A 25,391-nucleotide genomic window follows, 5' to 3' on the forward strand; every position below is an offset into this window, starting at 1 on the left:
GGGCTCTTCTAAAACATCCCTGTTTTAGAAGGTCTCGCACAGCTGCCCCCGGTAGCGTCACCTTCGCATCTAGCTGAAGTAGCTCTTTTTAATCATGACCCGAATAGATTTTTACGTATTGGCTTCTGAGAATCCCGACGAGATTCAGAACTTTGCCTGTCGTCTCGCGGAGAAAGCCTTCCGCAATGGCCTCAGGGTATTGATCGCTGTGGATAACGGCGAGCAAGCCAAACAGCTGGATGAGTTGTTGTGGACATTTCGTGAAGACAGCTTCCTGCCGCACGCACCGCAGAACCTCGACCAGCAGGCTGCCATTGAGGTCAACAGCGGCGAAGATCCCGGCCAGCATCACGGGCTACTAATTAACCTGTGCGCAGATATCCCGCGCTGGTTCAGCCGCTTCGACCGGCTTGCGGAGATCGTCTGCCAGCATCCAGACTCCCTGGCGCGGTCAAGAACTCGATACAGTCACTTCCGCGACCGCGGATATCCGTTACAATCCCATAAAATTGCCAATTGATAAGAACCCGAACCTAACTCCATGTCCGGCCGCAAGAAAAACAGAAAGCACCGCCAGGGTCAGCCGCCGCACGAACTGCTGAACGAGCTGAGTTCGCTGCACGAGCTGCTGGGCAGTGACATGGAAGCAGACATTCCCCTGCTGGATCAGGTAGCCGCCCCTGCCTCGCCATCCGCCGGCGGCAGCACCCCGCAACCCCAGCAGACAGCACCAGCCAAGCCCTCAGCGACAGCGCCCGCTCCCAAGCCTCAGCCACGCCCGCTGGAGGAAGCTGATCTGCCGATTCTGTTCAGTCCAATCGACGAAGAACTGGACGATGAGTATGCGCCCATATTGAGTGACGCGGACCGCGAGCTACTGCGCCCACTGCAGGACCTCCCGCGCGCTGCTGTGGCCAGCGGCAAGACAGCCGAGACACCGACACCGACACCGACACCGACACCAAAAGAGACGCAGAAAGAGACGCAGAAAGAGCGAAGCGCAGAGTCACAACCTGCCCAAAATGCTGATATGCACGCCGATGGCAAGCCCGCGGCGCGCGCAGAATTTCAACCTGGACTGTTCGACTCCCCGCGAAAACCGGCGAACCCGGCGGCACAAAAGTCCGCGCCGACTGCTGCGCCTGCGCCTACAGATAGAAACACACAGGCTTCGGCTGAGGCCCCAGTGGTCAAGCCGGAGGCCCAAGCCGATATTGCCACGCCCAACAACGATAAGGCACCAGCCACCAAAGCTACGCCTGCCCCCCAGGGGAGTGGTGGCGAGAACCCATTTTTGCCTGCGCATATCCGCGCGCGCCTGACTGGCGGGCGGGTACCGCGAGCGGAGCATCTGGCACCGCCCTCCCCCCAGACAGAATCCATCAGCGCAGAAGCCCACCCTGCCGCGGAACCAGTAAAGACTGAACAGGCTGCCGCCGCGGAGCCTCAGGCACCGGCAAACAATGGTGAGTCTGAGGAACCCAGCGCACGGGAAAAGTTGATCGAGCAACTTATGGCCGAGCAGCTTCCGGAACTGGAGCGGCAGCTACGCGCCAATATCACGGCCCTGGTAGACGAGATTTACCCGGAGCAGGAGTAAGCGGCTCTCTAGCGCGCACAACATTTGCCCCTCCTCAGCCCAGCGGTATAATTCCGCCCCTTTTTCTCTATTCTCTAATTTTAATGGCCCGGGAAATTGTGACCCGGCAGCCAGCCCATACAACGCAAGGCATTCCCCCGCGCATGGACAAGACATACCAGCCCAACGCCATCGAACAACAGTGGTACAAAACCTGGGAAGAAAACGGCTACTTCAAGCCTTCCGGTGATACCGAAGCCACCCCCTACAGCATCATGATTCCGCCGCCGAACGTCACCGGAAGCCTGCACATGGGACACGGTTTCCAGGAATCCATCATGGATGCGCTGATTCGCTACCACCGCATGAAGGGTGATAACACCCTGTGGCAGGTGGGCACCGACCACGCCGGTATCGCCACCCAGATGGTGGTGGAGCGCCTGCTGGCCGCCGATGGCAAGAATCGCCACGAGCTGGGCCGCGACAAGTTCATTGAGAAAGTGTGGGAATGGAAGGAAGAGTCCGGCGGCAACATCACCCGCCAACTGCGTCGCCTGGGCGCCAGCCCGGACTGGTCCCGCGAACGCTTCACCATGGACGACGGCTTCTACAAGGCCGTGCAGGAAGTCTTCATTCGCCTGTACGAAGACGACCTGATTTACCGCGGCAAGCGCCTGGTGAACTGGGACCCGAAACTGCACACCGCGATCTCTGATCTCGAAGTGCTGAACGAAGAAGAGCAAGGCAGCCTGTGGCATTTCCGCTACCCGCTGTCGGACGGTTCCGGTCACCTTGTGGTTGCCACCACCCGCCCGGAAACCATGCTGGGCGATACCGCGGTGGCGGTGCATCCGGAAGACGAGCGTTACAAGCACCTGATCGGCAAGACCATCAAGCTGCCACTGGCGGACCGGGAGATCCCGATTATCGCCGACGATTATGTAGACCTGGAGTTCGGTACCGGCTGCGTGAAGATCACCCCGGCCCACGACTTCAACGACTACGAGATGGGCCAGCGCCACGATCTGGAAATGATCAACATCCTGGACCAGGACGCCAACCTCAACGACAACGTGCCGGAAAAATACCGCGGCATGGAGCGTTTTGCGGCACGCACCCAAGTAGTAGATGACCTGGACGCGTTGGGCCTGCTGGAGAAAATCGAGCCGCACACCTTGAAGGTTCCGCGCGGCGACCGCAGCGGCGTGGTGATTGAGCCCTGGCTCACCGACCAGTGGTACGTAAAAACCCAGCCGCTGGCGGATGAAGCAATCAAGGTTGTCGAAGACGGCCGCGTTGAATTCGTGCCGAAAAACTACGAGAACATGTACTTCTCCTGGATGCGCGACATCCAGGACTGGTGTATTTCCCGTCAGCTGTGGTGGGGCCACCGCATCCCCGCCTGGTACGACAACGACGGCAATGTGTACGTTGGCCGCAGCGAGGAAGACGTGCGCAAAAAGTACAACCTCGGCGACATTGAGCTGCGCCAGGACGATGATGTCCTCGACACCTGGTTCTCCTCAGGCCTGTGGACCTTCGGCACCCTGGGCTGGCCGGAAGAAATACCGGAACTGGAAATGTTCCACCCCACCAGCGTGCTGGTAACCGGCTTCGACATCATCTTCTTCTGGGTTGCGCGCATGATGATGCTGACCCTCTACTTCAAGAAGGAAGTGCCATTTAAAACCGTGTACGTCCACGGTCTGGTGCGCGATGGCCAGGGCCAGAAGATGTCCAAGTCCAAGGGCAACGTGCTGGACCCGATCGACCTGATCGATGGGATCGACCTGGAAAGCCTGGTGACCAAACGCACCGCGGGCATGCAGGTGCCGCGCCTGCGCGAGAAGATTGAAAAGCAGACCCGCAAGGAATTCCCGGACGGCCTCGCCGCCTACGGTACCGACGCCCTGCGTTACACCTATTACTCGCTGGCCTCTACCGGCCGCGATATCAAGTTTGACGTCGGTCGTATCGAAGGTTTCCGCAACTTCTGCAACAAGATCTGGAACGCCTCTCGCTACGTGCTGCAAAACTGCGACGGTCACGACTGCGGGCAGGACGGCAGCGAAGATTTCGAGCTGTCCATCGCCGACCGCTGGATTATTTCTCAGCTGCAGCGCACCGAAATTGCAGTCAAGGAAGCCATTGAAAGCTACCGCTTTGACCTGGCCTCCCAGGCCCTGTACGACTTCGTGTGGAGCGAGTACTGCAGCTGGTACCTGGAGCTTTCCAAGCCGGTACTGTGGGACGAAAACGCCAGCGACGCAGTGAAAAAAGGCACTCGCCGCACACTGATTCGCGTACTGGAAACCATCCTGCGTCTGGCACACCCTCTGATGCCATATATCACCGAGGAAATCTGGCAGCGCGTAAAAGAACTGGCAGGTAAGGCCGGCGATACCATCATGCTGCAGCCCTACCCGGAAGCCAACGAGCACCGCATCGACGAAAATGCCGAAGCGGCCATCGCCTGGCTGAAGGGTGTGATCGAAGGCGTGCGTAATATTCGCGGTGAGATGAATATTTCCCCGGCGAAGAAAATCCCGCTGATCCTGCGCAACGGCTCCGAGCGCGACGAAGAGCTGCTGCAGCAGACCCGCAGCCTCCTGATCAAGTTGGCAAGCCTGGAGTCCATCGAGTCCCTGGAAGCGGGGGCGGAAGCGCCGGCCTCTTCCACCGCACTCGTGGGTGAGCTGGAACTGCTGGTACCGATGGCGGGACTGATCGATGTGGAAGCGGAAAGTGCGCGGGTACAGAAGGAACTCGACAAGCTGGACAAGGATCTCGCCAGTGTTGCTGGCAAGCTGAAAAACCCGAACTTTGTAAACAAGGCCCCGGAAGCGGTGGTCAACAAGGAAAAGGAAAGATTGGCCGACCTGGAAAGTGCGCGCGCGCGCTTTGCGGAACAGCTGGAGTCACTGAAGAACCTGTAACCTACCCGGTTCTGAAGGACAAAAAAGGCGAGCCACTTGGCTCGCCTTTTTTATTGCTTCGTTTGTCCAGTTTATTGATTCGTTCATCCAGTCAAGCCATTGGCTTCGCTGCGAAATAATCCATCGAGTAGTCCACTCGCTCATCCACGTTCTTTTCCAGCTGCTCCAGGTCCATCTTCTCAATATGTTCCAGGCGCGTACGCAGGCCAACGCCATTGGCAATCTGGATCGCGAGACCCGGGCGCGCGTTCGCTTCCAGCAACAGCGGCCCACGCCTGCGGTCCAGCACGATGTCACAACCGAGGTAGCCGAGGCCGGTCATCTCATAGCAGCTGGCCGCGAGCCGCACCAGCTCTTTCCAGTCCGGCACTTCCAGGTCCGAAAAGCGCATTTCCGTATCCGGATGTTGCTCGATTCGAACACCGTGCTGCACCGCATGGCAGGACTTGCCCGTCGCCAGGTCCACCCCCACACCCACAGCACCCTGGTGCAGGTTTGCCTTGCCATCGGAGACATGGGTGGAGCAGCGCAGCATGGCCATCACCGGGTAACCGCGAAACACAATCACGCGGATATCTGGCACGCCTTCGTAGGAATACTTGTCGAAGATCGGATCGAAATCCACCAGAGCCTCAATCATTACCCGGTCGGGCTTGCCGCCAAGGCTGTACAAACCGCTGTGGATGTTGCTCACGTGGCGCTGAATATCCAGCGCGGTGACCTTGGCCCCCGACGGTTTCACATAATCGTCGCCATCGCGCCCAACGATGACCAGGATACCCTTGCCCCCAGAACCCCGCGCTGGCTTGATCACAAACTTTTCCAGCGGCTCGATCACCGCCATAACCCGTTTGCGGCTTGGCTGGGTTTCAAACGCAGCGATCAACTCCGGCACGGGGATGCGGTAACGCTTCGCCTGGCGCTTGGTATTGAGTTTGTCATCGACGATGGGGTATTTGTCGCGGTCGTTGTAGCGCGCAATGTAATTTACGTTGCGCGCGTTCATGCCAAGCACCCCACGGCGCTTCAGTGCAAAAGGTGAGACCAAGCCGCCGCGAAATAAATAGGACAGGTGCATTAGCGCACCAGCTGGCGGAAGCGCGCCAGTTCAGCCAGCCTGAATCCAGTGTAGTTGCCGACAATCATGATGACGCCCAGCAGTACCAACAGCAGCTCAGGGAAATTAAACGTCCAGTGCTCGATATAGCGGTTGGTCATCACCCACCAGGCAATCACCGCCACCAGCAGGCTGCCGCCCGCCTGAATCAACACTTCATAGGGGCCATCTTCCTCCCATACGATCGACATCCGTTCGATGGTCCAGGCCAGGATGATCATCGGGAAGAAGGTAACCGTCAGCGCCTGCTCAATACCCAGCTTGTAACTGATCACACTGATTGCTCCCATCAGGATCACCACCGTCACCACGACGGCGGCAATCCTCGCCACAAGGAGCAGGTTAAGCTTGCTCAAATAGAAGCGAATCCACAGGCCGAGGATCAGGATCAGCACAAAGATCGACAGGCCGGTAAGTAGCTGGGTTTCGATAAACGCGATCGCCAGCAGCACTGGCATAAAAGTACCCGAGGTGCGCAGGCCAACAAACACTCGCAGCAGTACCACCACCAGTGCACCAACCGGTACCAGCAGGATCAGTTTGAAAATACTCTGCTGCTCGATGGGCAGGCTGTAGATGGAGAAGTCCACCAGGGCTTCTTTTTCCTGGCTGGTACTCAGCATGGCAACGTCCCGCGCGGGCACGTCGTTGGAGATCACCGAGAAGGTCACTCCAGAGTTGTAGCCGCCCTCCACATCCAGCAGGCTCTTGCCGCCACGCTGCCAGATAAAGAAATTTTTCGGCACCCCGGGGGAGCCGCTCTGCGGCTCAAACACCACCCATCGCTTGCCATCATAGATTTCCAGCAGATCTTCCGGGGACATGCGCCGGCGATCATCCTCCAGGTAAAGGCCGCGGATACGGTGAGCCGGAACATCCGCCGCCGCCAGTACCAGCAGCGCCACATCCACGAAGGAGCGATCTTTGTAGTAGCCAAAAATCATATTGCCGTCCTGATTGCGACGGTCGGCCAGGGCGGTGAGCAATTCGGTGGTGAAGGTTTGCGTATCGGACGAGCGTTGCCGGGCTGTATCGACCAGCGAGTAAATAGCCTGGCGTACAGCCTCCTGCTCGCGGGCACCAAGCAGCGGTTTTACCACTTTGGTACTCAAGTCCAGGGGCTGCTCCAGGGCGGCACCCGGGGTCTGGTGGACATCGAGCTGGTAGAACAGCGACTGAGCGCCGCTGGCCTCACGCTTGGCCCAGACTGCGCGATACTCGTCGTCTTCGCGGATGATGTTGAAGCCGTAGCCGGAAGAACTGAAGGTCTCCCCCAGCACTTCCATGTTGCGCTGCTCCCGCGGCAGGGTCAGCGCGGCCTTGGCCGGCCCGCCGTCCGCGGTAAAGCGCACTTTCGCTTCAATTGTCCAGACAGTGCGGTATTCGCCGGGCAACAATGGGAAGCCCAACTCAACGTTTTTATAAATGGTGAGGCCTGCGCCCATAAGAGCAAGCAGCGCAGCCAGAATATAGACTTGAGCCCGTGGCGACATTCGCCATTCCCCGTATCAAGATAATTTGCAGAATTTAGCGGCGTATTTTGCCGAATGCCATCAATTCTGCCATTAAACGCGACACATTTATCGGGATTAGTGTGATTTCGTCGGGCTATTTGCTGACGCTGGGCAGCTGACCGTTGCCCTGCACAAACTTGCGGCTGACATCGACAACCGCTGCGTCCTTGAGGAAATTGCGCCCTACCAGCAGCGGGAATTCGAACTCATCGCGCTCCACAAGGTTCATCTCAACCATATGGGTGACCTCTCCAATCGTCAGGCTCATGCTCACGATGGGACGGCGCTGACGGTCAAATCCGGGGCGTGCTACCCGCACATGCCGCTGGATAGGCAGTTCGATTTTTTCCGGCGAGGCACCACTGCCGTCAGACAGGTTAAAGCGCACCCAGTCGCTGCCATCGCGCTCGAAGCGCGTAATACCGTTTACACTCAGCGCCGAGGTCGCAGCCCCGGTATCGATCAGCGCTTTCAGGCGCAGGCCGCTGGGCTCGACCACCGCATACTCCTGCGAGCCGAGCACCAACTTATCCTTGGCCACGGGCACTTCCACGATGGTCTCGAACTTGCGCTCGATCACCCGCTCCACCACTTTGACTTCGGGCTCAGCACACACCACCGCCTGAACCGGGGGGCACTGGCCAGGCGCTGCTGCCGCATCAGCGGTGGTGGGGGTATCTTCGAATACGTTTACGGTCTCCGGCGCCGTCGTCGGCCCGCGGGAAAACAGTGATTCGCAGCCGGTGAGTATCTGGCTCACCAGCAAAAGGGAAAGTAAAGGCAAAAACCGCATCTGCTTTATTACTACCTTAGGGCGCGCGCTGTGGCCCTGTGTACTGTTATTAAGTAATCCTGGCGGTATGAGATCGGGATGGCTCCTTGCTACCCGATTTTTGCAAAGTCCGGATACTACCTTATCCACTTCACATCTGCACAGCACAGGGAGCGACCCTTGCAGAGGGCAGATTGCGCGTTGAAATGCGCTGACGCCGTGACAGAAACGTCGATCTTCGTGGCAGCCGGAACAGAATGGTACCAACTAGTCACAATGAATCAAGCGACAAGCGAAGTCAGCCCTGCTCCAATCGCGCGTCAATTTCCATCAGTTTCGCCACCAGCGCTGGCCCCTGCAGGCTGGCGCCACGGAAATACTCTTCTGCCATGGGCGCAATACCGCACTTTTCTGGCAACGGTTGTTCCAGCTCCACCAGATGACTCATACGCGGTAAAAAAACGAACTGCAGCCACTGGGGAAAGGTCAGGGTATCGACACAAAACGGTTGCGTGCTAGCCAGGGCCTCGGGGCGGGGTGGGGTCTCGTCCCACAGCCCAAGGAGCCGTAGTTCGGCTTCCAGTTCCAACAACAGCGTAGCAATATCCGGGTAAATGGACTTCATATCAGGTGAATCGTCAGTTAATGGCGCGCCGGAACGGCGGTAGTGAATCCAGCATGGCACGGCCGTAGCGCTTCGTCACGATACGACGGTCCAACAGCGAGATAGTTCCTTCATCCTGCTCGGTACGCAGCAGGCGACCACAGGCCTGCACCAGTTTAAGCGCTGCATCCGGCACGGTGATTTGCATAAACGGATTGCCGCCCTTGGCTTCAATCCACTCTGCGAGGGCGGCTTCGATTGGGTCATCAGGCACCGCAAATGGGAGCTTGGCGATGATCACATGCCGACAATAGTTGCCCGGTAAATCGAGGCCCTCGGCAAAACTGGCCAGCCCAAACAATACGCTGCGCCCGCCCTTGTCGACGCTCTTCTTGTGGCTATCGAGCAGCTGCTGGCGGGACTGCTGTCCCTGCATCAAAATCCGGTTACGCCAGGTGCCGGGCAGCGACTCATAGACCGTTTCCATCTGCCTGCGCGAAGCAAACAGTACCAGCGAACCGCCCTCTTCCCCGTGGGTATCCAGCAGATCTGGCAGCGCCTCGATCACCGCATTGGTGTGCAGGTCGGCGTTATTTGCCTCCACCGCATCCCGGGGCACCCTCAACTCCGCGCGGGAGAAATCAAACGGACTCGGTACCACTTCATAGCTCGCGTTATCGGGAGTGCCGGCGCGCATCTTGAGGCGGTCAAAACGCCCCAGCGCAGTGAGGGTGGCAGAGGTGAGTACGGCACCGTAGCAGCGCCGCCACAGGCTGTACTCCAGGGTCTTACCCGCGAGAATCGGCGAGCTGCACACTTCAAAATCAAACGAACCGCCCCAGTCCACCAGGGTTACCCAGCGGGCCTGCGGCACCGAACCCTGGTCTTCTCTGGAATAGTTGGCCCAGAGCTCGAGGTTGGCCTCGGCACGGCCATGCCAGCCGCCGAGTATCGGATACCAGCGCTCCAGATCCACAATCGGCACCGGACTGTGGGCGTCCTCCATCATGCGCTGGGCGGACTGCACCATTTTGCCCAGCAGCGCTTCCATCTCATCGAAGTCCTCACGCAGCTGGTCGGCAAGCTGCATCATGGATTCCGGTACCACACCGCCCTCAAAGCGGTAGCGCGCACTGCGCGATTGCTGGTTGCCGCCGCGACCGCGCTCTTCCTCGAATTCGCACATGTCCTCGATGAGCGGCCAGGCCATCTCGAGTTTCTGCTTGGCGGAGGCGAACAGTGCAGGTAGCTCTTCACCGGCGCGGTCCAGCTCGGCGCCATCGCCGATTTCACCGAGCATCTGGCTCAGGTTTTTATTCGCCTGGTCCAGCCAGCCGGTGGTCGCACCGACGCGGCTGTGGTGGGCAAAGTGGTTCAGGGCCTTATCCGGCAGGTGGTGGGCCTCATCCAGCACATAAATGGTTTCTTCGGGTGGTGGCAGGATGGCCCCGCCACCGAGCGCCAGGTCGGCCAGCAGCAAATCGTGGTTCGCCACAATCACGCGGCTTTTACCCAGGCTTTCGCGCGCGCGGAAGAAACTGCAACTGCTGACATGGGGGCAACGGCGACCACTGCACTGCCGGTGATCGGTGGTCACCCGGCTCCAGTCTTCGCCCTCGAGGGTATCTTTCCAGTTATCGCGATCGCCATCCCAGCGCCCGCTGGCCAGCTCGTCGGCCATTTCCCGGTACAGCTTGACCCCGGCTTCATCCACTTGCGGCTTCTCATCTTCATACAGGGCGAGAGAGCCGCCCACACCGCTGGCGGTGAGTTCGGTAAGCAGCTGGTCGAGCTTGGAAAGGCACAGGTAACGGCCACGCCCCTTGGCCAGGGCGACATCAAATTTGAGCCCTGAGTGGCGCACCAGCTCCGGCAGGTCCTTGAGGATAATCTGCTCCTGCAGGGCCACGGTGGCGGTGGAGACAACCAGGGTTTTGTCGTGGGCGATCGCCATGGGGATCGCCGCCAGCAGGTAGGAGACGGTTTTACCGGTACCGGTGCCCGCTTCCACCACACAGATGTGCTCGCCGTCGGTCTTGCCGTGGTCGCGCTCGCCGGCGCCATTGCGTTGAATGCCGCCCAGGGCGCGGGCGATGGCCGCAATCATCAGCTTCTGGCCATAGCGGGCTTTGAGCTCGCGGCCATTGAGGAACTGACGGTAGGCGTTTTGGATGGATTCTTTGTCTTTATCGCTGAGCACTGGGGACCGGCTGAATTTGCACTGGGGCTGTATTTACACAGGGGTTATATCAGCCGGCCATTATCCACGCTTGCTCAGTCTTGCGCCATTGCGGCGTGCGATTACTGCTCGAATGCGAGGCGTGAGACCACGGGGTTGGCATAGCCGAGAATGGCCTTGTCGCGCCAGCGTTCGTCGATTCGCGCCATACGCTGCTCAAACTTCTCGCGGATCTCCTGGTGCTCTTCGGGGTTCCAGGGCTTGGGCGGGTAACCCACCGGCAAGGCCGGCGCCACACCATAGATCTTCTCGTAGGCGATCATATTGGTGGGGTGCAGTACATAGTTCCCGATGATCTGGCGATCGATTTCGTCCGCGAGCGCGCCGACATCGTTGAAATCGCCCTCGATGGGGGTACCAAATGCGGCATGGATGTGGCCTTTCTGGCCCACAACGCCCTTGGCGATACTACCCAGGTCCTCGTGGGCCTGCTTCTGGTACTCGTCCTTATGTTCCTTGATGTACAGCTCGCGCGCCTTGTGACGGTCGCAGGGGTCCCACTCGTAGGAGATTGCCAGGGGCACGATGTGCAGCTCACGCCAGAAATCCGCAAAGGATTGGTCCTTGGGCTTCGCCATGGCAAACATCGCCGCCAGTGCGGGATTGGTGCGGTCCAGCCCATCTTTAGCCCGGCCCGCGCGCTGGGCGATCCAGACGTGCTCGTTATCGTTGACAATCGAGTGATGGATGTAATTGGAGAGTTTCGTCGCTGCCATCAGCTTCTCACGACGGCTGCCCGAGCTGCGCTTCACGACAAAGCATTTATTGAGCTTCATGATATCGGTGGCAAATTGCTTGGACAGCAGGTTGTCACCAATCGCGATACGGGACGTTTCGTGCCCCTCCTTGTACATCGAAAGGATCGCCAGGGCCGGATCCATGGCGATATCCCGATGGTTGCTCACAAACAGGCAAGCGCGGTCGCGCGGCAGGGTATCGAGCCCGGAGATTGAGAGGCCACAACTGGTGCGGTTGACCGCCTTTTCCAGGTACTTGGCGATGACTTCCTGTACGCCGCGAACATTCTTGGCATTGCGAAATTCGAAGCGCACCAGCTGACGCACCAGCCACGCGAGCGGACGCTCCAGCTTGCTGGCGGCGCCGGGGAGCAGGAAGTGTGCAACTACCCGCGACATTTCCGGGTCTTCTACCAGGCGGCGCAGGACCGCGCGCACCTCGTCATCCCGGTATGGGCGGATGTCGTCGAACTGACTGGGATCAATATTTCTCGCATTCATGGGCTAGTGCTACCTGCCAACTGCAGCGCCGAGGGTTCTCGCCCGCCGCGCTCTGGCTCATTCTTATTGTGGCCCAGCGTACACGGACTGATCGATAACCAGGTACATTGCCGGGCGAAACCGGCGCAGAACATACCGGAAGCGGCCGCGAACTACCAGCGCCACCCCCGACTCAGGAGTAACGCTGGCCGATTCGCCCGCCTCCGCGGCGCCCCAGCCACTTTCCGCACGCGCCAGCGCCCCCGCACCTCGCTCTAGACATATCCGGACCCGGCCACGAGAATAGACCGCTTTATAACAAGAAACTGACCAGGCAGCCGGCCACAAGCGGGCACGCCAAGCTACTGTCAGCCATTAGGAGTCCACTTTGAGTCACACCATTTCCAGCGAGTCGCCACAAGATTCTCGCAATCCCAGCCTGCTGGATGCACTGATCCCCCTCCTGATCCTCATCGGCCTGCTTTCCCTGTCGGTCTTCTTTTACGGCGCCGACTCATCCTACGGCCCGAACCAGATTGCCCTGCTGCTGTGCGCCGGCGTTGCCGCGATGGTGGGGATGAAAAACGGCTTCACCTGGAAAGAAATGGAAGGCGGCATGCTGCACGGCATGAGCCTGGTGTTTGGCGCCATCCTGATCCTACTCGCGGTCGGTGCCCTGATCGGCAGCTGGATTCTCGCCGGCACCGTGCCGTCGATGATCTATTACGGGGTGCAGATGCTGTCACCAGAATGGTTCTACGCGGCGAGCTGTGTAATTTGTGCCGTGGTTGGCCTCAGCATCGGCTCCAGCTGGACCACTGCCGGCACCCTGGGTGTGGCACTAATGGGGATCGCCGGTGCGCTCGGCCTGAACCCGGCAATCACCGCCGGTGCGGTAATCTCTGGCGCCTACTTCGGCGACAAGATGTCCCCGCTGTCGGACACAACCAACGTTGCCGCGGCGGTAACCTCAAACGACCTGTTCCTGCATATTCGCCATATGCTGTGGACAACTATCCCCGCGTTCACCATCGCCCTGATCGTCTTCGCGGCAATCGGCCTGATGGCCGACACCGGCCAGGCTTCCGCAGAAGATATCCAGCAACTGCTGGGCGCACTGCAGGAAGAGTTCAGCATCTCCATCGTCAGCCTACTGCCGCTGGCACTGCTGCTGTTTATGGCGTGGCGAAGAATTCCGGCTTACCCAACCCTGATTATCGGCGCACTGGTGGGCTGTGTGATTGCAATGATTTTCGAGCCCAACGCTACACGTCAGTTGGCGGGCGGCGAAGGCCCGCTGAGCCTGCTGAAAGGTGCATGGCACAGCCTGTTCGACGGGTACAAGTCGACCTCCAGCAACGAAGCTGTGGCATCACTACTGTCGAAAGGCGGTATGAGCAGTATGCTCAACACCATCTGGCTGATTATCTCGGCAATGGCTTTTGGTGGCGTGATGGAGCGTGCGGGTTTCCTCGAGCGCATTGTGCGCTGGGCGCTGTCCGGGGTTAAAACTGTTGGTGGCCTGATCACCTCCACCGTGTTCACCTGTTTCGGTATGAATGCGGCGGCTGGCGACCAGTACATGGCCATCATCATTCCCGGCCGTATGTTCCGCGAGGCTTTCGAAGGCAAAGGCCTGCACGGCCTGAACCTGTCCCGCACCCTGGAAGATTCCGGCACCATCACCTCGGTACTGATTCCCTGGAACACCTGCGGCGCCTATATGGCAGCCACGCTGGGCGTTGCCACCTTCAGTTACGCGCCCTTTGCACTGTTTAACATCCTGTGCCCACTGCTGGCCATTGCCTACGGCTGGCTGCACTTCAAGCAGATGCCACTGGGTACCCAACAACCCCTGCAAGATGCAGAAAAGGCTTGAGCTCCCCCATGCCCAATACCCTGAGCGACCTGATTGCTTCGGCCGACTTTGACCTGCGCTGGTTCGACCTGGGGCGCCGGGTGCGCCCGGTTTCCGCTAAAGCCGCGCGTGCGTTTGAAGACGGCACTGCGCCCTGGCCCCACCCCTACCTGCGTCAGGCTTGGTGTGGTCTGTTGCTGTCGCCGTCCAAAGCGGCAGAAGAAAACGGTGCAGCGGAACCGGCGGTTTGGTTCCTGCGGCTTCCTTTGGATGAGCAGGGCAAGCTGATCCTGCCCATTCGCGACCGCTTTCTCGGCGGCGTACAAAAAGCTCTGGACCCGGCGCACCACAAGCCCGGTAATGGCCATGACCCGGCGAAAGCCCTACAACAGGCACTGGAAGACAGCGGCCTGATGTTTACGCCCGCTGCGGACAAGCGCGCTGTGTTCCATGCCAAGGCCGCCAAAATCTTGCGACGCGCGGCGAGCGACCACTTCCCCGCCGCCAAGGCCTACACCAAAGACCCAGCGGCATTTCCCTGGGAGCAGCTCGCGCTGCAGGGGCTTGCAGACCTGGCCGTAGATTGGGAAAAAGAGCGCGATAATTTAGTCGCAAGCCTGTCGCGCTTTGCCACACCCGCACTGATCTCTCTGTGTCAGTGCCTGGAAAGCGAAGCGATTGACCACCAGCTGGTGGAGCCACTGATCACCCGCGCCAAACAGAACCTGGCCTCAGACGCGGTGGACTTCAACCTGCTGACCGCGGTGATACGCGGGATTTCCTTCAGCCCCGCCATGGGCATGCGCCAGGCGTTTCTCAATTGGTTGCTGGCGGAAAACCCTGCCGGGGCCGCCGACCAGCCGGAAGTGCTCGCAGCTATCGGCAGCCGCTGTAACGAAGATCTGCTGGAGCCTGAGATCGCCAAGGCCTGGCTGGAACGACTCAGCGATAGCCAGCCGCAAGATACCTTCAACTTGCTTCTGACAGACCTCCTGTTTCTGCCAGAGTTGCGCAGTGTCCTGCTCGGGGTTTTACGCGACCCACAGCGGCAGGAATCCGTCGCAGTTGCGTTTGGCCGCTTCCTGCAATCAGGCAGCTAAATCGATTTCGGGCCATCGCCAAGGCCCGAATCACCCCGCCTTCCACTTTCCACTTCCCCCTGCCCTAAATTTCGTTGCGCGAAAAGCGGCGTGACGAACCCCCGATACCGAAAAATAGTGTCCACAGAAAAACGGGCTTGCGGATTTTTTGGCGTCGCCTTCTACGATATTCCCGTCGAAAAAAAGAAAAAAATTAAATTTTCACTTTACTGAAAAAAAATATTCCACACTTCGCAGTGTCGCGGAGTAAAGGTTGAGCGCAAAATGGCGTTTAACCCCTTAAATTCAGGCCCTCAGGGACGACAAACTGGCGGTGTTTTTATCCTGAATTACGGTGTGGCGGCTATTTTAACCGCGCGCCTATTACACTCCATTGGGCGGTATGTTTGTAGAAAAGATTTTTACAAAGCACACCAAACAGGTGACGTTTTATTGTCTATGCTATTGACTAACATCAACGGAAAGGAGTTAGGGGATGAATTTCACTCCAGCCAAGTACTTAACCGGAATTATTTGTGCACTGGTCCTCGCAGGTTGCTGTGCACCGGCTCCGATGCCGGCCGCCTGCCCACCGGGCTCAGAACAAATTCCGACTTCCATGGCCTGTCCTGCGGACGCGGATTGCTGGATGGCATCCGATAACGTTCGCTGCATGAAAGTGGTTAAGTAACCACTCTCATAACAGGATCGTGCAAATGCCGCTTCTCGAAGCGGCATTTTGCATTTCTGGACCTACACATTTGTGCATAAGCACTCTCCGTCTTGGATGTGCCAAATGAAGACTCGGCTCCCAAGCAATCCCACATCGATTGATTTTCCCGTGCAGGTCAATCCGCGACGCCCCCCAACCTCACACACCAACCTGCCACACACCATCCTGCTACACACCTCTCCCCATACGCCCCAGTAACACAGAAAGAAATTGCGCGCCAATTGCACCCTATTTGCGCCGCGCTTTAACTATGCCGTTAAACTGGCCGCACTGGCCGTTTGTCGCTAATATCAGCAGCTTTCCAGCCGAACACTCATCTACTTTCAGCGAAGAAGTCTTGACCATGGATGCTCTCCCACTGTCTGCCGCAATTGCCGCGCTACAGCAACACAAAGATCAGCAGCGCTGGTCCCTGCGCGACCTGTTCGCGTCAAACCCGGACCGGGCGCAAACCTTTAGTGCCGAAGCTGCGGGCCTATACCTCGACTACAGCAAAAACCTGCTCAATGCCGATACGCTGCAGAAACTACTGGACTACACCGAGACTGCACACCTGAAGAGCAGTATCGAGGCGCTGTTTGCAGGTGCCAATATTAACAACACTGAGCACCGCCCGGCCCTGCATACCGCCCTGCGCTTCCAGGGAGAGCCCAAGACCGAGCACGAACAGGCGGTAGCGGATTGCCGCAGGCAAATGTCGCAATTTGTGGAGCAGGTTCACAGCGGTGCCTGGACCGGCTTTACTGGCAAGCGTATTCGTCACGTGGTCAATATCGGCATTGGTGGCTCGGACCTGGGGCCGCGCATGGTATGGGAAGCGCTGCGCCCCTGGCACAAGCAGGAACTGACTACCCACTTTGTGGCGAACATCGACGGCGCCGACCTCAGCGATACCCTCGCTTCCCTGCCCGCTGACGAAACGTTGTTTATCGTTGCCTCCAAGTCCTTCTCAACCCTTGAAACCCGCCAGAACGCGCTCTCAGCGCGTCAGTGGGTGCTCGACGCTGGATGCAGTGAGTCGGACCTGGAGAAGCACTTTGTTGCGGTGAGCAGCAATATCGTAGCGGCGCAGGACTTTGGCATCGCTGCCCAGAATATTTTTCCGATGTGGGACTGGGTGGGAGGCCGCTACTCCCTGTGGTCAGCCATCGGGTTACCCATAGCGCTGGCCTGCGGATTCGATGTATACAGCGACCTACTGAAGGGCGCGAACGCGATGGACACGCATTTCGCGGAAGCAGAATTCTCACAGAATTTACCAGTACTGATGGCGCTGATTCACTTCTGGTACCGCCAATGCTGGGGCGCCGGCAGCCTTGCGGTGCTGCCTTATGCGCAGCGCCTTGCCAAGTTCCCGGCGTGGCTGCAACAGCTGGATATGGAGAGTCTTGGCAAGAGCGTCACCCGCGACGGCCAGCCTTTGCCTTACCCGAGTGGTGCGGTCATCTGGGGTGCTGAAGGCAGCAACGGACAGCACTCCTTCCACCAGCTGCTGCATCAGGGCACCGACATGATCCCGGCGGATTTTGTTGCCATCAAAGAGCCCACTTCCGCGCTGAAAGAACAGCATCAGTGGCTACTGTCGTGCTGCCTGAGCCAGAGCCAGGCTCTGCTGCGCGGTAAGTCACTGGCGGAAGCCCGCCGCGAACTGGAGGCTTCTGGCCACACGCATAAAGAAGTCCATCAACTGGCCCCGCACAAGGTGGTTCCCGGTAACCGCCCGAGCAATACGCTGATTGTGGAAAAGCTCGATCCGTTCCATCTCGGCGGTTTGCTGGCACTCTACGAGCACAAGGTATTTACCTTTGGCTGTCTGCTGGATATCAACCCGTTTGATCAGTGGGGTGTGGAGTTGGGTAAGGTGCTTGGTAATGGCGTGCATGCGGCCATTGATGGGGAAGTCCCGGAGGATTGGGATGGGTCTACTGCTTTGCTGCTTAAAAAACTACTGAAGTAATCTTTTCTAACCGTGGTGCCGGTTAGGTGGTCAGTGGCGGTCCAGCCCCGGGAATGCTTTTCAGGACCGCTGTGAACCCATCCCTGGGCGCTGCGGCGCAAACATCCTGTTTGCGACGCTCCTGAAAAGCATTCCCGGCACTGGACCTTAACGCCAAGTTCAGTGCTCTATCTACCCGTTAGCTGTGGTTAGATTTGATAGATTACGATGCTTCAAACCGAAGACAGAGTGCTGGATACTTGTTTTCGAAAGCGTCGTCGACATAGACGTCGCCGACGCAGCGTACATGGATGTATTTACAGCGGTTTCGAAAACAAGTACCCAGTGCTTTGTCGCCACTAGCCTGCCTTACTCGGTACCACTGAGCTCAACTTGCTCACGTACTCCGTTTAGCCTGTTGATCCAATAGCGGCTTAATTAAGTCCATAGGTAGCGGGAATACAATCGTCGAATTCTGTTCTCCAGCAATATCAATCAACGTCTGCATATACCGCAAGGTAATCGCATTCGAATTCTTGGATAGTTGATCGGCGGCTTCCGTCAGCCTCAATGCGGCCTGCGCCTCACCTTCTGCATGGATGACCTTGGCACGACGTGAACGCTCCGCTTCTGCCTGTTGGGCGATTGCACGAATCATGCTCTCATCCAGGTCGATGTGCTTGATTTCCACATTGGTAACTTTCACCCCCCAAGCATCGGTCTGCTCGTCGAGGATCTTCTGGATATCCACATTGAGTTTATCCCGCTCGGATAACATTTCATCCAGCTCATGCTTACCCAGCACCGACCGCAACGTGGTTTGAGAAAGCTGACTGACCGCCTCGTGATAGTTTTCCACATTGATGATTGCGGACTGTGGATCAATTACCCGGTAATACACCACCGCATTCACTTTCACCGACACGTTATCGCGGCTGATCACATCCTGGGTCGGCACATCCATCACCACCGTTCGCAGGTCCACGCGCTCCATGGTCTGCAGCACCGGGATGATGATGATCAGCCCCGGGCCCTTCACCTCTTGGAAACGCCCTAGAAAAAACACCACGGCACGTTCGTATTCTCGCAAAATACGAATGGCATACATGACGACCAGAACGACCGCCAGAATCAGCAGACTGGCAAAGTAACTGACCATAAACCTCACTCCCTGACTATGTATTGCAATTGCTTATTGTGGATAACGCCTTTGGAAATCGTTTACTCGGGTTCCACCTGTAACATCAATCCCTGTTCAGACGTTACCCTCACCGTCTGTCCCTTGTGCAGAGGCTTATCACAGCGGGCACGCCAGATCTCACCCCCGACTTTCACCAACAGCTCTGGCTGCACCGCATCAACGATGGCGGTACGCCCGACCATCGCCTGATTGGCCGGCACCTTGGGCTTGCGCAAGCTGTGGCCGATGGCATACATGATGCCCAGTAGCGCGAGCCCACTGACCGCGGCAATCGAACCGATCAGGGTCTTGGATACGCGCATACCCGGCACATCACTGTCGATGAGCATCACCGAGCCAATCACCATCGCAATGACGCCACCAATTCCGAGGGCGCCGAAACTTGGCACAAAGAATTCCGCCGCTATTAACAACGCACCCACAACAATCAGGGCCAGGCCCGCATAATTGATCGGTAGCACCTGTAATGCATAAAACGCCAGTAACAGGCAGATAACGCCCACCACTCCCGGCACTATGGCGCCGGGGCTGTACCCCTCGAAAATCAATCCATAGATGCCGATCAGCAGCAAGATGTAGGCAATTTGCGGGTTGGTGATCAGGGCCAGCAGTTCGTTGCGCCAGTCCGGCGCGTAGGCCTTTACCGGGAGCTCTGCGACATCCGCAGGGAGCTTCTGCTTTTCGCCGAGTAATACGATTTCCCGGTCTGGCAGCTGTTGCAGCAATGCCTGTTGATTGTCGGCAACTACGTCTATCACATTCTCTTCCAGCGCTTCCTGCGCGGTAAGCGTCGCAGCATCGCGCACGGCTTTTTCCGCCCAATCCGCATTGCGGCCATGGCGCTGTGCCAATCCGCGAATGTAGGCCACCGAATCATTGATCACCTTGCGCTCCATGGCGCTGCCAGAGCGGTCCGCGCCTTTATCTTCTTGGTCGCTCTGCGAGGTATCAGCGCCATCGCCCTCACTCTCCTTGGAGCTCTGGTCCCTAGCCTCTTGCGGTGGCTGTCCCGGCGGTTCCTGTTGCCCTGGCATGCCACCCATCTGCACAGGCGTTGCCGCCCCCAGGGTCGTCGATGGCGTCATTGCCGCTACATGGCTCGCATACAGGATATAGGTACCGGCGCTGGCTGCGCGGGCACCGGCGGGAGTGACATAGGTGACGTATGGGACTTCGGACGCAAGGATATGCTGGATAATGTCCCGGGTAGCGGCATCCAGGCCTCCGGGCGTATCCATATCGATAATAATCAGGCGGGCACCCTGTTCGCGCGCCTTGTCGCTGGCGCGAATCAGATAATCTGTGGTTGCCGGCCCGATGGGACCATCAATGGTGAGCTGCGCAATGTGCGGGCTTGCCGCGTCGTCAGCTGCATTCTCTGCGCTCGTCACTTCCTGGGCAATTGCGCTGGTTTGCGCAAAACACAACATCCACAGCAGGAAAAGCGCTTTCCGACACCACTGTTCCATAGCTTTTATCCCGGGTGCGAAAGATCAGAAACCACAAGGGTAACAGAACTGCGACAACACACAGGGAAATGGGCGCCGGTTGCGGATGGGAGGTCATCCACAGTTGCCAGGCCGAAGGCGGTCCACTCAACCGCCATCAGGTATCAAATCGCGGTGAGGTATCGTCTGGCGAACTTGGAATCCATCTTCTCCAGATCCACCACCACCAGGCCATCGACCGAATCGCAAAAATCCGGGTCGATATTGAACGCATGGAAGCTGGTGCCACCGGGGGTGGTAACCGCCGTGTACTTTTTAAAGAGCGGCGGCAGCACCACGCCCTCTTCTTTCAGAATGTGTTTTAACTGCAGCATATCTTCAGTTGCACAGCCGGAGAGTGGTGGAAGATCCGTTCTTGCCTCGATAAATGGCAGGCGCGCATTCCCCATCGGACGCTCGGCAGCAAAATGATGCAGGAAATAGCGCACGATTGCGGACTTGGCGCGACGGGAGAAGTTACCGGGCATCGAAACAGGACCAAACAGGAATCGACGGTCGTTGCGCAGAATCCACTGGCCAATCCCACACCACAATACGTCGAGACCACGACTGCGCCAGTACTCCGGAAGCAGGAAGCTGCGCCCCAACTCTGCCGACCGGGGCAAACATGCCTCCGGTGCGCGGGAGTAATTGAACAGCGTGGTGGAGTAGATTTCATCCGCAGCCAATCCGTCGGTACTTGCCAGACGGTAGGCGCCTGCGAGCTGCTGGCGTTCCTTATCCCATAGCAACAGATGGTCATACCAGGCGTCAAACGCATCCCAGTCGCGATTGTTGCCGGTACCCTCGCCTACAGCGCGAAAGGCAATTTCACGCAGGCGCGAAAGTTCACGCATAACAGGGCAGTCCGGCTGCTGACGATACAGCTTTACCTCGAATTCCCCTTGGGCGACTAAGGTCTCGCAACGGGCAATACCTCTTGCGACATCGGCTGTCGCTTCAGCCCCGGCGATGGGCTCGGGCGCCAGCACTTGCGGTTTCTTATGCAGGCGATAAACCTGTTTTTTCCACAGCTTCGCTTGAGCCCGTGGCGTCATCGGCCACTGACGATAATGCTCCGGCGCCACAGGGGTACCGACACGGATATCGATTCCGCGGCTTACCTGCTTGAACATTTCCCGCACCAGCCACAAGGTAGACAGGGGCTTGTTGACCATGGACAGGCCATACCACCACAGAGAGTTCCGACCGCGTACTTGCATGGGCAAAATGGGTGCATTGGTCTTGTCGGCAAACCGGATAAATCCCGGGTTCCAGCGGCCGTCGCGTACACCATGTGCAGTGAGTCGCGATACTTCCCCCGCGGGAAACACAATGATGGCACCGCCTTCACGCAGGTAATCGTAGATTCCTTCTACATCCTCGCGGCGAGTGCGGCCATTGAAGTTATCCACCGGCAATAGATAGCTGCGCAGTGGTTCAATATTCCACAGCAGCTGGCTAGCAATCGCCTTTACGTCTTTGCGCACACGGGCTACCAGATCAATCAGCGCTAGCCCATCGAGGCTACCCAGCGGATGATTGGATACGATCACCAGCGGGCCTTCGGTAGGAATTCGCTCCAGCTCCGCCAGGTTAACGTCATAACGAAAGTCGAAGGAGCGGAATACCTGGCGAATAAAGTCCAGCCCCCCAAGATGGGGAAAGTCTTTGCCAAACTGCTGCAGTTGCTGCTCACAGCATATTTTTTTAACCGTGGCGGAAACCAGTCGACGCGTCGGGCTGTGCGGCGCTGCGCTGTACCAGGGGTTATTCTGCAGCAGGTTTTCGAGCTGGATCATGCGGCCACCGCTTCGGTCATAATGCGAGCAATCTTGGGCGTCCGGTGCCAGTGCAATAGGTTTAGCGCGCCACTTTTTTCTTCCACAATGGCGGTCATTGAGTCGACCCAGTCCCCACAGTTGGCGTAAGTCACGGCGCTGTCCTTGCAGGCACTGTCCTTGGAAGCGCTGTGACGAATTCCTGCACGGTGGATATGCCCACAGATCACCCCATCGAATCCACGTCGGGCCGTCTCACGAATCGCGACCTCTTCAAATTTATTCATCATGCGGCGGGCAGCGTGTACACGGTTCTTCACATGATTTGCGAGAGACCACCAGGGCTTGTCAAAGCGGCTGCGCCAGTAATTGATCCAGCGATTGATCCGCAGCATCAGGTAGTAGCTCTGATCACCGATGTGGTAGCTGACCGGATTGATTTCGATATGGTGTTCGAACTGGTCACCGTGGGTAACCCAGTAGCGCTTGCCATCGTTCGTAGTGTGGGTCCACTCGCGCTCAACACGGATATTGCCCAGGTGCTTACCTGCCCAGCTGCGCATTGGAGCGTCGTGATTGCCGGGTACATAAATGATTTCCGGGGTGTTGCTACCAAGTTCCGACAGCATCCCAAGCAGCAGGGAGGAGGCATGGCACCAGCTGCCCTTACCTTGGGACAGGGCCTTCATATCAAAGATATCCCCCACCAGATATACGGTATCGGCGGTATTCTGGGCCAGGAAGTCCGCCAGCCGTTGCGGCTCGCTATCCCGGCTGCCCAGGTGAACATCAGAGATCCACAGTGCGCGATATCGATTACTCATTAGCTCATCCCATCATTGTTGGTTCGGACCACATCCGATGGCATGAGACTTTGCTTGAGTTTTCTTACAAACCGGCGGCTGTTTCTTGAAGCTTCTATTGCAAAGCAGACAAGGCGAGGAAAGAAGCGACGAAACCCGCACTTCTGCGAAACCGCGTTCTAATTGCGTACCCGTTGAATCCGTTCCAGCCGGGAAATACTACCCAGGTAGTCCTCCCAGCTGGCTTCGAGCTCCGCAGTTTGAAAGCGCTGGTACTTCTCGCGATCCAACCAATAGACCCGCGTACGCACCCGGCGCAGGTCAATCATCGGCAACTGGTCGATCGCCGCCGACCCCCGTTTGAATACCGAACCGGCTCGGGAGTTCTGTACCATATCGCTCACGATGGTGAGATGCACATTTTGCGCTGCGGGATCCAGATGGTTAAGCGCGGCGACATCCGACAGCGCCTCATAAATGGGCGACACCGGCTGCGCTTCGCCGGTCACCGCGCGGCCGATGGCGCGATCCAGCGGTTGGGCAAAACGCTGCGTGTACAGTGCATCCACAAACTGCTGGTTGGCCGTAAGCGCACTGACCTCTTTGCCCGAATGTGGTTTGCACAAATCGATCACCGGCTCAGACAGCCCGTTGTAGTGATCATCCAATACAAAAATTGAAAAGCGATCGTTGACCGCGGCGGACGCAAGCAGGTTGGAAATATGCGTTTTCAGAAAGTGCACCTGATGCGCAGACAGGGTGTCGGACGCATCAATTACCACCAAATGCTGGGCAAAGCGCGGTAAGTGTGGGTTGCACAGAGTCACCGCATCAAAATCCCGCGCCGGCGAGCGTACCACCTTTAGCGCAAATACCGTCAGTGCCAACAGGATGAGCAAACCCAGGGCAAACACCAGCACGCCCTTTTTGTCTTCGCTGGAAAATCGCCCGCGGCGACTGCCGAACTTTGCGCGACGCACCCCTGCCATCAGCCCCTCCGCAAACCGTGATCCAACTCAAGCTTATCCACAAGCTCGGAAAGGGCGGCCTGAATCGCTTCACAGCGGCGGTTCACGACATCGATCGCTGCGGTATAGGTATGATCCAGCTCCGCCATCACCTGTTCAAAGGTCTCCAAATCCTGCTTGTGCTGTTCCAGCCCCGTGGTGTTGAGGCGGGGCAACTTTTCCAGCTCAAAGCGGAGAAGCTCACCAAAGTAGGCGGAGCGGCGATTCATCATGCGCGCGGAATAAGACTGATAGTAACGAACAAGCTCATCTAGCAACCCCTGTGCCTTGATGATGTCTTCGTGATAGTGACGATGAATTTCTTCACTGCGCTCAATACTCGCCTTGAACTGGATAAACTGCGCACGAATGGTTTTTTCCGTATCCGAAATGCCATCCTGCATTTCTTCCGCCATCTGATTAACGCTTTCAATTGCGTCTTCGTGGGCATTGCGCCACGCCGCCTGCTGGGATTTCACTCGCCGGGTGACGGCTGTATATCCCGGGTAGCGGTCATCCACCACAAAGAATTTTGCGGTCAGCAACACCAGGGCTATACCACTGACCACCACCATGATCCACGAGTTGAAGTCCTGAATACCCAGCGGCTCTGCCTGCAGAGTGCTCATTGCCACCTGCGACGCGGTAAATGGATCCGCCTCCAGCGCCTCCCGGTAATGTCCCACGCCAAGCACGAACACCACCGACGTTAACAATACCGCGCCAAACAAAATCCCGGCACTGAGTTTTCTCAGCGGATTTAAGTGAAAGCAATGTCGCAGGGAAAAGGCCAGAAACGCGGCAAACCCCAGGTTGATCATGGAAATAATGAATGCCTGAAAGAAGCCACCGACCAGCCCAAGGGCGCTGCCTTTCGACAGGAAGAAGGCATTCAACACCGTCTCGAGAATGACGATGAAAAACACTATGGAAAAATGCAGCAGTTTTGACTCGCGGTACACGGCTTCACGGGTCAGCCCGTTGCGTTCGCGGAACATTTCCAAGTCCATACGCAACGCCGAGTATTCCTGCGCGCGCTGCTTGATGCCACTGACCAGGTTGGCCAGGCGCGCAGCGATGGTTTTTTCCACCAGCGACTCGGTGTTTTTCATTTCCTGGTAGAGCTGACGAATGTCGACTTCGCTGCGATCCGTGAGCTCCTTGTCGAGCTCGCTCTGGCGGTTTTCGTGCACGCGGCCAATGATTTCCCGCACCACGTAAGAGCGCATACTCTCTTCGCTGTCGGTATGATTGCGCCGGTCGACTTCGGGGATGCCCGCTTTCACATCGCGCTCGACGCGCTGCTCAATTTTCAGGGCGGAGATAGCGGCTTTGGTGGCCGGAATTGAGGTCATGAGATCACCTAAAAACTTCCACTACATTTTAGGTTGTCGGGATTTTATCCATCCCTATCTCAGAATAGACGGCCGCCACGCGCGCACACTGGCAATGCGACAAATGGCGCAGATTTAAAGCTTAACGCGCCACAAGCGCAGTACATTGTCGCGTGAACACACAATTTGGCGGT

Annotated in this window: 18 protein-coding genes; 6 read left to right on the forward strand and 12 right to left on the reverse strand. The window is 57.8% G+C overall.

The window, feature by feature from the left end; translation table 11 throughout:
- The first annotated feature begins 94 nt into the window (after positions 1–94).
- The 3 genes from AS89_RS0104615 (at position 95) to AS89_RS0104625 (ending at position 4,515) form a co-directional block, all read left to right on the forward strand.
- Complete coding sequence (locus AS89_RS0104615; protein WP_010131215.1) at positions 95–520, forward strand: DNA polymerase III subunit chi; 426 nt, start codon at positions 95–97, stop codon at positions 518–520.
- Positions 521–541: 21 nt separating this feature from the next.
- A complete protein-coding gene (locus AS89_RS0104620) occupies positions 542–1,600 on the forward strand; it encodes a hypothetical protein (RefSeq protein WP_010131216.1) in 1,059 nt (352 codons plus the stop codon).
- Between the two features lie 143 nt (positions 1,601–1,743).
- Positions 1,744–4,515 carry a valine--tRNA ligase gene (locus AS89_RS0104625; protein WP_010131217.1) on the forward strand — a complete coding sequence of 924 codons (2,772 nt, stop codon included), beginning with the start codon at positions 1,744–1,746 and terminating at the stop codon, positions 4,513–4,515.
- Positions 4,516–4,606: 91 nt separating this feature from the next.
- Here the strand turns inward: AS89_RS0104625 and AS89_RS0104630 are convergent, their stop codons facing one another.
- The 6 genes from AS89_RS0104630 to AS89_RS0104655 all read right to left on the reverse strand — a co-directional run bounded on the left by AS89_RS0104630 (position 4,607) and on the right by AS89_RS0104655 (position 11,999).
- Positions 4,607–5,593 (reverse strand): alpha-L-glutamate ligase-like protein, encoded by a 987-nt coding sequence (locus AS89_RS0104630; protein WP_010131218.1) that lies wholly within the window; start codon positions 5,591–5,593, stop codon positions 4,607–4,609.
- On the reverse strand, positions 5,593–7,125 hold the full coding sequence (locus AS89_RS0104635; RefSeq protein WP_010131219.1) for an inactive transglutaminase family protein: 1,533 nt from the start codon (positions 7,123–7,125) through the stop codon (positions 5,593–5,595). The genes AS89_RS0104630 and AS89_RS0104635 overlap by 1 nt, the downstream gene beginning before the upstream one ends.
- Positions 7,126–7,240: 115 nt before the next feature.
- Complete coding sequence (locus AS89_RS16915; protein WP_158217338.1) at positions 7,241–7,930, reverse strand: ATP-dependent zinc protease family protein; 690 nt, start codon at positions 7,928–7,930, stop codon at positions 7,241–7,243.
- A gap of 286 nt (positions 7,931–8,216) precedes the next feature.
- Positions 8,217–8,543, reverse strand: a complete 327-nt coding sequence (locus tag AS89_RS0104645) for a YqcC family protein (RefSeq protein ID WP_010131221.1) — start codon at positions 8,541–8,543, stop codon at positions 8,217–8,219.
- A 13-nt stretch (positions 8,544–8,556) separates the two neighbouring features.
- A complete protein-coding gene (gene dinG / locus AS89_RS0104650; RefSeq protein WP_010131222.1) occupies positions 8,557–10,722 on the reverse strand; it encodes an ATP-dependent DNA helicase DinG in 2,166 nt (721 codons plus the stop codon).
- Positions 10,723–10,823: 101 nt separating this feature from the next.
- A complete protein-coding gene (locus tag AS89_RS0104655; protein WP_010131223.1) occupies positions 10,824–11,999 on the reverse strand; it encodes a 1-acyl-sn-glycerol-3-phosphate acyltransferase in 1,176 nt (391 codons plus the stop codon).
- Positions 12,000–12,366: 367 nt separating this feature from the next.
- Between AS89_RS0104655 and nhaC the strand changes: the two genes are divergently transcribed.
- The 3 genes from nhaC to pgi all read left to right on the forward strand — a co-directional run bounded on the left by nhaC (position 12,367) and on the right by pgi (position 17,605).
- A complete protein-coding gene (gene nhaC, locus AS89_RS0104660) occupies positions 12,367–13,857 on the forward strand; it encodes a Na+/H+ antiporter NhaC (RefSeq protein WP_010131224.1) in 1,491 nt (496 codons plus the stop codon).
- An 8-nt stretch (positions 13,858–13,865) separates the two neighbouring features.
- Positions 13,866–14,936 carry a DUF3549 family protein gene (locus AS89_RS0104665; RefSeq protein ID WP_010131226.1) on the forward strand — a complete coding sequence of 357 codons (1,071 nt, stop codon included), beginning with the start codon at positions 13,866–13,868 and terminating at the stop codon, positions 14,934–14,936.
- A gap of 1,055 nt (positions 14,937–15,991) precedes the next feature.
- Positions 15,992–17,605 carry a glucose-6-phosphate isomerase gene (gene pgi, locus AS89_RS0104675; RefSeq protein ID WP_010131228.1) on the forward strand — a complete coding sequence of 538 codons (1,614 nt, stop codon included), beginning with the start codon at positions 15,992–15,994 and terminating at the stop codon, positions 17,603–17,605.
- Positions 17,606–17,981: 376 nt separating this feature from the next.
- On the opposite strand, the gene AS89_RS0104680 is transcribed toward pgi, so the two are convergent.
- From AS89_RS0104680 to AS89_RS0104705, 6 genes are all read right to left on the reverse strand, one after another.
- Positions 17,982–18,743, reverse strand: a complete 762-nt coding sequence (locus AS89_RS0104680) for a slipin family protein (RefSeq protein WP_010131229.1) — start codon at positions 18,741–18,743, stop codon at positions 17,982–17,984.
- Positions 18,744–18,805: 62 nt separating this feature from the next.
- Positions 18,806–20,254: an NfeD family protein gene (locus tag AS89_RS0104685; protein WP_010131230.1), complete on the reverse strand. Its 1,449-nt coding sequence runs from the start codon at positions 20,252–20,254 to the stop codon at positions 18,806–18,808.
- Positions 20,255–20,397: 143 nt separating this feature from the next.
- Positions 20,398–22,074, reverse strand: coding sequence for a lysophospholipid acyltransferase family protein (locus AS89_RS0104690; protein WP_010131231.1), 1,677 nt, complete (start codon positions 22,072–22,074; stop codon positions 20,398–20,400).
- The gene (locus AS89_RS0104695; RefSeq protein ID WP_010131232.1) at positions 22,071–22,877 is read right to left on the reverse strand and encodes a UDP-2,3-diacylglucosamine diphosphatase; all 807 of its coding nucleotides are present in this window, start codon (positions 22,875–22,877) and stop codon (positions 22,071–22,073) included. The genes AS89_RS0104690 and AS89_RS0104695 overlap by 4 nt, the downstream gene beginning before the upstream one ends.
- 158 nt (positions 22,878–23,035) lie before the next feature.
- The gene (locus AS89_RS0104700; protein ID WP_010131233.1) at positions 23,036–23,845 is read right to left on the reverse strand and encodes a hypothetical protein; all 810 of its coding nucleotides are present in this window, start codon (positions 23,843–23,845) and stop codon (positions 23,036–23,038) included.
- Positions 23,845–25,218 carry an ABC transporter permease gene (locus AS89_RS0104705; protein WP_010131234.1) on the reverse strand — a complete coding sequence of 458 codons (1,374 nt, stop codon included), beginning with the start codon at positions 25,216–25,218 and terminating at the stop codon, positions 23,845–23,847. Before AS89_RS0104705 ends, AS89_RS0104700 begins: the two co-directional genes overlap by 1 nt.
- Between the last annotated feature and the right edge of the window lie 173 nt (positions 25,219–25,391).

It is taken from the genome of Microbulbifer agarilyticus S89 (assembly GCF_000220505.1).
Taxonomy (GTDB): Bacteria; Pseudomonadota; Gammaproteobacteria; order Pseudomonadales; family Cellvibrionaceae; genus Microbulbifer; species Microbulbifer agarilyticus_B.